An 8,983-nucleotide genomic window follows, 5' to 3' on the forward strand; every position below is an offset into this window, starting at 1 on the left:
GAGAACCGCAATCTCCGTCATGGGTCAGCTCCCTCACGCCCCGGTTGCCCGGCCAGCCTACGCCAGCAGGACTGAGGGGCGGGCCATCCCATAAATGTAGCTGCCAGGGGATGCCTGCGCGGCTTCGCCCGGCGCTGCACCGAACGGGGCGTCGAGCCGTCTGCGGCGGATGACGCTGAGCTGGCGGATTGGGCGGCCGAGAGTGCCCGACGCTGGCTCGGGACCAAGGGCAGGACCCGGGTCGAGGCAGCCGCCGTGGCCTGGAACGCTCTCATTAAGGAGGGGAAGGGAGAGGGACTTCTGCCCCTCACGGCCCCGGTCCGCCGGACGCCTTACGTCCTGGCGATCACGGCCTTCCCGCAGAGCTTCCAGGACGACTACGCCCGCTTCGAGCGGCGCCTCGCCGGCGGCGGCAGGGCCGGCGGGCGGTTCGGTGCCGGGGGTGGACCCAAGCGGCCCCTCAAGCCGAAGTCGATCGCGACGCGGCTCTTCAGCCTGCGCCAGGCAGCGTCCGCCCTGGTGATCGAGGGCATCGTGCGGCCTGAGGAACTGACCTCCCTTCGCGATCTGGTCGACCCGATCGATCGGGCGGGGGAGATCCTCGACTTCTACGCGGCGCGGACGAAGCGGGAGACCGGGGGGCAGTTAGCGACGGTCGCGGCGGCGCTGCACATGGTCGGGACGCACTATGCCGAATTGGATGCTGCATCCGTCAAGCAACTCCTGAAGTGGTGCAACGAAGCTGGTCATCGCAAGCAGAATGGGCTGACCCCGAAAGTACGGGAGCGGCTGCGGGCGCTCATCCAGCCGCAGTATCGTGCCCTCCTGCTAGCGCTGCCGGCGGAGCTGATGCGCCGGGCCCGGGCATTAGACCCGACCGATATCGAGGCCGCGAGAATGGCCCGCGTGGCGGCAATTCTGGAAATTCTCCTGATCTGCCCGATGCGGCTGCACAATCTCCGTCACCTGCGGGCCGACCAGCACTTCCGCCGGCTCGATCCGAAGGGACAGCGCGTCACGCACATCGTGGTGGACGGGGCCGACGTGAAGAACCGCGAGCCGATCGAGTGGCCGGTACCGCGAGCGAGCGCGGAGTTGATCGAGACTTACCTGCACGACTTCCGCCCGACCCTCGCCGACCCTCGCAATCCCTATGTTTTCCCGGGACGGCGATTGGGAGCTTACAGCGACGGTGGCCTCGGGAAGGCGCTTCGCGACACTGTCTACGCCGACGTCCGTGTGCGCGTGCACGTGCACCTGTTCCGCCACTTCGCCGCCTGGCTGCACTTGCAGCGGTACCCGGGACACTACGAGGACGTGCGGCGCATGCTTGGGCACCGCTCGCTGCAGACGACGATCAATGCCTATATCGGCTTCGAGACGGCCGTCGCCGCCGAGCGCTTCGACACCGTCGTGCTGCAGGAGCGAAAGGCGGGCCGCGCGATCGTCGCGCAAGCCTGGGGCGGCAAGCGTAAGCCAAAAGGCTCGGCGGGGAAGGGGGCTCAGTCTTGAGCGCGCCGGATCCGCGCCGGCGCTGCCTCAAGCTGGAGGAGTGGCCGGCCTCACACCGTGCGGCCTGGGAAGTGGCGATGGCCCGCAAGGGCCGGCGCTTCTCGACCCGCGGCTCTGCCGCCCACCTGGCCGACAAGAGCATCGAGAAAACCGGGGATGGTTACGGGCGCTGGCTCGGCTTCCTATCCTGGCATGGACTGTTGCGGGAGGAAGTCGGCCCGGCCGAGCTGGTGACGCCTGAGCTGGCGGACAGGTATTTCGACGAGCTGATCGCGCTCGGCAACGCCGACTACACTGTCGTGGGCCGCTTCGATGAGCTGGCGGGGGCGATGCGCATCCTGGTGCCAAGCGGGGACTTCCGGTGGTTGCAATCTCCGGGCGGCGTATCCCTTCGCAACCAGCTCGACATGCGCAAGCGCCAGTTCACGGTCCACCACGCTGCCGAGATACGGGACTGGGGGATCGGCATGATGCGCGAGGCGCTGGAGGAGAGGGGACCGCGGCGGCGGCAGGTGATGCTGCGCGACGGCCTGCTCATCGCCATCTTCGCAACGCGCGGGATGCGGCTCCGCTCCATGGCCGCGCTGCGCCTCGGCCACCAAGTGGCACAGGACAGTGCTGGGACGTGGTCCATCGCACTCGACGAGGAGGACGTGAAGACCGGGCGGCCGATCGCTTATCCGCTCTCGCCGAGCCTGCAATCCTGGATGACGCGCTACGTCGAGGTGGAGCGGCGGGAGTTGCTGGCAGGAAAGGAGAGCGACGCCTTCTGGGTGAACTGGGGCGGAGAGGCGCTCGGGATCCGAGGGATCGACAAACGGATCCGCTGGCGGTCGGAGAAGCACTACGGGTCAGGGGCGGTCTTTGGGCCGCACCGGCTCCGCCACGACGTCGGCACGACCGGGTCCGCCATGGACCCCGAAGGGCTGGGAGGAGCCGTCGAGATGCTCGGGATCAGCGCGCCGGTCTATCATAAGCACTACAATCGAGGGAAAGGCTTAGAAGCCGCTGCACGCTTCCACGACGCGCTCCGTAAGGCACGCGAGAAGGAGTAAGATCCCTCCATCCTGTCCGGTGCAGGACCTCGGCGTCAGGAACGCCTGAAACGGGAAAGAGCCCCCCGGCCTCTGCTGAGGCCGGGGGGCTCTGGTCGTGGGTTTGTGGGGGAGGGCGCGGCTAAAAGGCCGTGTCCTCTGTGACGGTTCCCGGCCGGCGTCGCCGGGCGGAGACGGCCGCCTGGAAGGCGTGGAAGGCGCCGCTGCGCTCGAAGCGGACGAGGTAGCCGCCGCTGGTGAGGTCCTGGTGGCAGGCCCCGCAGATCAGCCATCCGTGCTCGGGCCGGTTCAGCCCGCGGTGGAAGGCGTGGTCGTACTCGGCGCCCGGCAGGCGCTCGCCCACCGCGTCGAGGACGGGATGGACGCCGCAGCAGGGGCAGAGCCCCTCGTAGGGGGGATCCCGCAGCACGGCGAGCATGAGGCCCTGGCTGCGGCCGGTGAAGTGCCGGCGGCGCCCCATCAGCAGGTCCTGGGCGGAGAGCTGGAGGAACAGCCCGTCGCGCACGTGGCGCTCGAGGGCGTCGAGCCGCCGGTTCATCGCCTGGAACTGCCGGGCGATGGACCGGTGCAGGGCAGCGGTGCCCGCCAGGCCGTCTCTGTCGCTCCGCGCCATGGCGGCGCGGAGGGCGGTGTTGCACCAGGCGTGGAAGGCCGGGGACAGGTACTGCCCGTAGGAGAGGGCGAGCTGCCAGTGGGCCCAGGTACTGCCCCGGCTGCCCTGTCGTGAGGCGATGAGGCCGTCGCGCTCGATGACCCAGACGCCGACGTCGTCGGCATCCGGGCTCTGCGGCAAGAGGGCCTCGTCCTGTTCGGCGAGCGCCCCGGTGCGGAAGCGGTTGGTGTCCTCCAGGAGGAGCCAGTCAGACGGCCGGCGGTGATCCGGGCGTCCGGCTGCAGTCCACATGTCGGTGAGGTTGAGCATGCCGCCGCGGTGGCGGATGCGGTGGCCCTCGTAGGCGAGGGCGGAGGTGCCGGTGTCGGCGGTGAAGGGCATGAGGGATGTCCAGTGTGGGTTTCGGCCCTTGCTCAGGGAGCCACGACGGTCGGCTCGGAGCTGCCGAAACCCGCTGGGGGCGAAGAGGAAGAAGCGGGGGGAGGAGAGAGGAGGGCGCGATAGAGGGGCGCCCCCCCCCGAGTGGGACGGAAGAGGAGACGAAGGCGGGGGAAACGGAAAGCAAACGGGAGACACGAAACAATCCGCCGCGCGCACGCAGCGGGGCCGACGCCCAAGCTCCTGGGAAGGGGCGGCGCCGACGGGGCCCATCGCGATCATCTTCCTGCCACCGCTGGCAGGGTGAGGGTTCGCAGAGGCGGCCGGCTCAGTGCCGGATGCGCGGTGCCGAACCCGGGCCGCGCCGAAGCGTGGACGGGTCCGCCGAGATGAGGATGGGGGAGGGAAGGGCTACAAGCGTCAGGAGTCGAAGTTCGCTTGCCCTTCCTCAATAGAGATGGGGTCGGAGGACGACAATTTCAATAACATGACAGAACTATTTTCAGCGCTGCACGTAGGCGGCAGTAAGCCCGATGCCTCCTTCGATCGGTGACGGTGCTCCCGGCACGCAGACACGCAGACCTTCCTTTTAGGAGCGGTCCGTCGGTGAGCGGGAGGACAATGGGGCTGAGAGACTGGGAAGCGCTACCGGTCCCGGAACTGGAGCCTCCGCGACCTCAGCCCGGTTATCCAGCGAAGCCGTCTTACCCGGTCGTACCGTCCCTACCCGAGCGGCGAGCATGCCTTCGCAGCGACGTCGGCGAGGCGCTTGAGGCGGACAGCCGCGAGGCCCGTGCCCGGGAGGGCTGCCGCGATCTGCTTGAGCACTGGGGCCTGAGCAAGGGTGCCATCGGCCAGTGCCCTGCCCAACAGGTCGAGGCCTGACAGGCCGGTGGCGGTCCAGGCCAGGCGCCGCAGCAGGGCGAGGATGACAGCGCCGCCCGGGCGCAAGCCATAGAGGAGCGCGACCTGGCGCAGGAGCGAGAGGCCGCGCAGCCCCGCGCGCAAGACATCCGCGCTCTTGCCCTGGAACGCAGCATCCCAGCGGATCTCCTTGCCAAGCGCTTCATGCTGGCGGTGGAGGCGGCGAACTACGACACCGTCCGCGATCGTCGCCTGGACCGGTTGGATGCCGCGAAGTTGGATGCCGATGCACCGGTGGAGGCGGCCCTGGACGGGATCTTGGCATCCGTGACAACGGTGATTGCCCTCTACGCGGCCGGTCAGCTCGACCCCGACCAGGCAGCCAGGATGCTTGCAGAGCTATCGGGGCCTTCGGGATGAGCCCTCGCCACCAAGGCGGACCGCCATCCTGTGCGGCGGTACTGCGGGAGGAGGAGGGGCACCATGCGGAGGGCTCAAGACCTCGGCCTGCTAATAGGGTTCTGTTGCAGGTTTTGCGCCCGGCGGTGATAGGAGCAATGCTTTGGCATGGCGAGACGGCGAGAGCTGGGTGGAATTGGGGCGGGGCGGTCCTTCAAGGCGCGGCAGTTCGCGGCGGAGGTGATCCTCTGGGCGGTCCGGTGGTATCTCATGTTCCCGATCAGCTACCGCGACCTCGGACTGATGCTGCAGGACCGGGGTGTCGGGATCGCGCATACGACGCTCTTCCGCTAGGTCCTTCCGCTAGGTCCAGGCCTACCCGCCAGAGCTGGAGAAGCGGATCCGGCCGCAACTGCGGACGAGCAACGGATCCTGGAGGGTCGATGAGACCCACATCCGGGTAAAGGGACGCTGGACCTACCTCTATCGCGCGGTCGATAGCCGCGGCCAGACGATCGACTTCCTGCTCTCAGCCAAGCGGGACGCTGAAGCCGCGAAGCGCTTCTTTCGCAAGGTGCTCGGGCAGGTGCATACGGTGAACCCTCGCGGCATCACGGTAGATAAGCACCCGGCCTACCCCGGTGCCATCGAGCAACTGAAAGGGGCCGGCGAGCCGTGGCGCTTCGCCCGCCTACGGCAATGCAACTTTCTCAATAACATCGTGGAACAAGACCATCGGCGTGTAAAACGCCTGGTCAGACCGGGGCTCGGCTTCGGCGGTCTCCATACGACACAGCGAACACTGGCGGGCTACGAGGCGACGGCGATGATGAGGAGAGGGCAAGTTCGGGATATCGACAGACGAGACATGCGGGCCCAAACCATCTTCATCGCCGCACTGTTCCAGGTTTCTGCCTGATCTACCTGCTGACCAGACCATCTGTGGCCCGTCACAAACTCTGCAACAGAGTCCCGGTTTGGGGCCGGTGCTCCGCGAACTGAATATTGAAAGGCCACCAACGCATGCTACGCTTCCGAACACATGGTATACATTTTGGGGCGTAGAAAGCGTTGCCGCTCGCCAGATCGCTTGATCTGACCATCGTTGGTGGTCACGAGCCAAAGCCGGGACCGCAAGGCTGCTTTCCAGCATGGGTTGTCGCTAGGCTGAACGGCCACGCCGCGATGTTGGAACTACCGCGAGACCACACGATTGGCGAACTCCTGGCCTACCGGGAGAGGATCGTTGCGTGCCTGTTGAACACAGCCACCGTGCCGCAGGCTGAGCTAGATAGCTACGCCGAGCGGCTCGGCGCGGTGCTGCTACGTGGCGGCGTAGGTGGGCTTTATGGTGAGGCCCGGGCGCAGGGTGTGCGTGTCAACCTCCTGATCAACGACTGCGATTTGCAACGGATTCCTTGGGAGTATCTCTGCGGCCCCGGCGAACTGCCTACCCCGGATGCAGATCGCGCCGTGACGCGCATCGTAGCCTGCCGAACTCCGCCTGGGCCGCGCTTCCGTTCCTCAGAGAAGAGGGATCTGCGCGTACTGCTCGCAGTCTCGCGCGAGGCCGGAGATACGTTCGTCCCACTGGAGGAGATGACAGCGACTCTGCGACGGAAATTCGCGCTGCGCATGCCTACGGGCGGGGTAACTCTGGAAGTGCGCGCAGTCGCTACCAAGCGAGCCTTCTTTGACGCAGTCAGGGAGCCAGAGAAGCCCTGGGACATCATGCACTACCTCGGCCACGGCGAGGTGCGCCAGTTCACCGGCGCGCCGGTCGGCGTGCTGCTGCTGACCAACGATGCCGGCCGGATTGACTCCATGCGCGCGCAGCAATTCGCCACCATGGTTTCGGGCGTGCAGCCCCGGCTCGTTCTGCTCACGGCGTGCAACTCGGCCGAGCCCGCCGTCGCGGCGCCGTTCGCCAACATGGCCAGGGCTCTCGTTTCCTCCGGTGTGCCGGCGGTTGTTGCCAACCAGATGGCCATCCCGGCCGATACCGTGGCCGAGTTCTGCGGCGGGCTCTACGACAAGTTGCTCCGCTGCGGCGACATCGACGAGGCGGTAAACGCGGGGCGCCTGAGAAGCCACACTACACTTGCCCGCGGCGACGAGGACACGGCGTCGATTGAGTGGGGCATCCCGGTGCTGTACCGCGCACCCTCCGCACAATTGTTGTTCCCGGAGTTTGCCTGACCAATGGTTACGCTCCACCGCTTCCTGCCGGCGGTCGCCGACGCGGCGCCGGGAAGGCCCTCCTCGAAAAATTCTGCGGCCCGTCGTCGGGTCGGTGTCTGGGATCTCGAGGTCAATGCCGGCTTCCTGCCCGACGTGCTAGAGCGGCTGAATGCAATTCAGGACGTGTTCGCATTCGAGATGGTGGACGTTGCGGTGCCGCGCGCGGTGAGCACTGGTGGCGAGTCTACCCTGGCCTGGGCCCGCGAGCGAATTGACTCCAGGCGTGTCGCCCGGAGCGCCAAAGATTTGCGGCGCAACGTCGTAGCATCTCGCCTCAAGATCATCGGTGCACAGGTAAGGCTTACCTTTGGCTTCGACTTGGTAGTCGTGCTCACCCCCGATATGATTGCCTTCGAGGACGGTGGTGAGACGTTCTGGAACTTTTTCAGTTGGGCAGACGACAGCGTTGTGATCGTCTCTGCGGCCGACGTGCGGGATTTTGCGCGGCAAGCTGACCGCCCGTTCGAGGTTGGCCTTTCCGCGATGATGCTAGCCCAGGTACTCGAAGAACTTCTGCACCCCGCTGTTGACTTCCACAAAGAGAACCGCGGCTGCCTGTTCGACTTCAATGAGGAGCGGGCGACGCTCGTCCACACCTTCCGCGCGCTCCGTATTGAGCCCTCTTGTCTGGAGAGTATACCGGAGCCTTACCGCACCGCTGCGGAAAGCATGGTGGGAGCCCTCCGCGACTCTGCTTGACCGAGACGTCTTCCCTCCTCCCCTCCCTTCTGCGGGCGCCCCGAGGCCGACCTCGTTCGCGCGCCGCCATCGGGACACCGCTACGCGGCGAGCGCCTAGGCGGTCATGCGCCGAGCTTGGCCCGCCCGTCCTCTATGTCGGCGGCACGCACCCCGAGCCTGCCTGGCCACGACAGGCCAGCGTGCCAACTTCACGGCGCCCGCACCAAGCCTCGCTCGACTTCGGCAATGGTGAGGTGCTGTAAAGGCTGGGCGCGCCTGAGCAATGAGACCTGACCTTGTTACACGGACCAGCGGCTTGGAGGTGGAGGCCGTGGAGCTACGGGTCAGGTCAGTGTCTCTGCAACTTGAGTGCCAGCATGCTCTCCAAAACCAATTCTGACCGCCGGCATCACATCCCGAAGTAGCGGCACAGAGTGACAAATTGGTCTGACTACGACGCTGGTCTGCGGCAGCGCGGGAGCTTGAGCGTGTGGTCACGGAGGAGGCGGTCTCGGCTTGGCAAGCGGAGCCACCTAGCACGCCGGGTGGGCAGCTCCTCTACTCCACCCTGGCCATCACCATGGCGCTGACTTTGCGAGCCGTGTTCCGCCTGACCCTGCGCCAAACCGAAGGGCTGATCGGCTCCATTCTCCACCTGCTCGGTCTCGACCTGGCCGTGCCTGACCATTCCACCCTGAGCCGCCGAGCCGAAACCCTGAAGGTGCAGAAGTCAGCGCCAGGGACGAGTGGAGAGTCTGTGCATCTGCTGGCGGACAGCACGGGCTTGAAGCTATGCGGCCCTTGCGAGTGGCTGGTTGGGAAACACGTTACCAGGACGCGCCGGGGATGGCGCAAGCTCCACCTCTGTACGGATGTTGACACCGGACAGATCGTCGCGTCGGTGCTGACCGACAAGGACGTCGATGCTGGCTCGCAGGTCGGCCTGCGGAGTGAGACGGCGGAGACGGCACCGACACAATGTGACTGGCACCTTCGAACCATCGTCGAGCGGGGGCGCATGGGCTGGTAGAAGGCGTCTGGGTACAACTCTCGCGCCCTAATCGAGGCCGACATACCTCGCTGGAGGCGTGTGATCGGGGACGCACTGCCCTCGAGCATAGATGATCGTCAGGTGACCGAAGTAGTGTAAGCGATGTGCTGAGGCCCTTGGTGGTCAGGTGGTCGCGGGCCAGTGCCAGGGCATGAGCTCGTCGATGCGGCTCTGAGGCCAGCCGTTGACA

General features: G+C 66.5%; 8 protein-coding genes and 1 pseudogene. 7 read left to right on the forward strand and 2 right to left on the reverse strand.

What is annotated here, in order from left to right; all coding sequences use genetic code 11:
• Positions 1-255: 255 nt before the first annotated feature.
• Positions 256-1,512, forward strand: a complete 1,257-nt coding sequence (locus FHS87_RS24570; RefSeq protein WP_184521952.1) for a tyrosine-type recombinase/integrase — start codon at positions 256-258, stop codon at positions 1,510-1,512.
• Positions 1,509-2,567, forward strand: coding sequence for a site-specific integrase (locus FHS87_RS22565; RefSeq protein WP_184521955.1), 1,059 nt, complete (start codon positions 1,509-1,511; stop codon positions 2,565-2,567). Before FHS87_RS24570 ends, FHS87_RS22565 begins: the two co-directional genes overlap by 4 nt.
• A 121-nt stretch (positions 2,568-2,688) precedes the next feature.
• Here the strand turns inward: FHS87_RS22565 and FHS87_RS22570 are convergent, their stop codons facing one another.
• Complete coding sequence (locus FHS87_RS22570; protein ID WP_184521958.1) at positions 2,689-3,561, reverse strand: KilA-N domain-containing protein; 873 nt, start codon at positions 3,559-3,561, stop codon at positions 2,689-2,691.
• Positions 3,562-4,281: 720 nt separating this feature from the next.
• Positions 4,282-4,566, reverse strand: a complete 285-nt coding sequence (locus FHS87_RS22575) for a hypothetical protein (protein WP_184521961.1) — start codon at positions 4,564-4,566, stop codon at positions 4,282-4,284.
• Positions 4,567-4,626: 60 nt separating this feature from the next.
• On the opposite strand from FHS87_RS22575, the gene FHS87_RS22580 reads away from it, so the two are divergent.
• From FHS87_RS22580 to FHS87_RS22600, 5 genes and pseudogenes are all read left to right on the forward strand, one after another.
• Positions 4,627-4,842 carry a hypothetical protein gene (locus FHS87_RS22580; protein WP_184521965.1) on the forward strand — a complete coding sequence of 72 codons (216 nt, stop codon included), beginning with the start codon at positions 4,627-4,629 and terminating at the stop codon, positions 4,840-4,842.
• Positions 4,843-4,989: 147 nt separating this feature from the next.
• Positions 4,990-5,740 (forward strand): annotated as a pseudogene (locus tag FHS87_RS22585) (IS6 family transposase).
• Between the two features lie 338 nt (positions 5,741-6,078).
• A complete protein-coding gene (locus FHS87_RS22590) occupies positions 6,079-7,020 on the forward strand; it encodes a CHAT domain-containing protein (protein ID WP_184521968.1) in 942 nt (313 codons plus the stop codon).
• A 3-nt stretch (positions 7,021-7,023) separates the two neighbouring features.
• Entirely contained in the window at positions 7,024-7,761 is a 738-nt protein-coding gene (locus tag FHS87_RS22595) for a hypothetical protein (RefSeq protein ID WP_184521971.1), read from the forward strand.
• A gap of 471 nt (positions 7,762-8,232) precedes the next feature.
• On the forward strand, positions 8,233-8,772 hold the full coding sequence (locus FHS87_RS22600) for a transposase (RefSeq protein ID WP_184521974.1): 540 nt from the start codon (positions 8,233-8,235) through the stop codon (positions 8,770-8,772).
• Positions 8,773-8,983 lie beyond the last annotated feature (211 nt).

It is taken from the genome of Muricoccus pecuniae, assembly GCF_014199205.1.
Lineage (GTDB): Bacteria > Pseudomonadota > Alphaproteobacteria > Acetobacterales > Acetobacteraceae > Roseomonas > Roseomonas pecuniae.

What these genes read in the sequence shown, in the direction of transcription:
- FHS87_RS22595 (WP_184521971.1), top strand. Translation starts at nt 7,024, where the DNA reads ATGGTTACGCTCCACCGCTTCCTGCCGGCGGTCGCCGACGCGGCGCCG.
- FHS87_RS22570 (WP_184521958.1), bottom strand. Translation starts at nt 3,561, where the DNA reads ATGCCCTTCACCGCCGACACCGGCACCTCCGCCCTCGCCTACGAGGGC.
- FHS87_RS22580 (WP_184521965.1), top strand. Translation starts at nt 4,627, where the DNA reads ATGCTGGCGGTGGAGGCGGCGAACTACGACACCGTCCGCGATCGTCGC.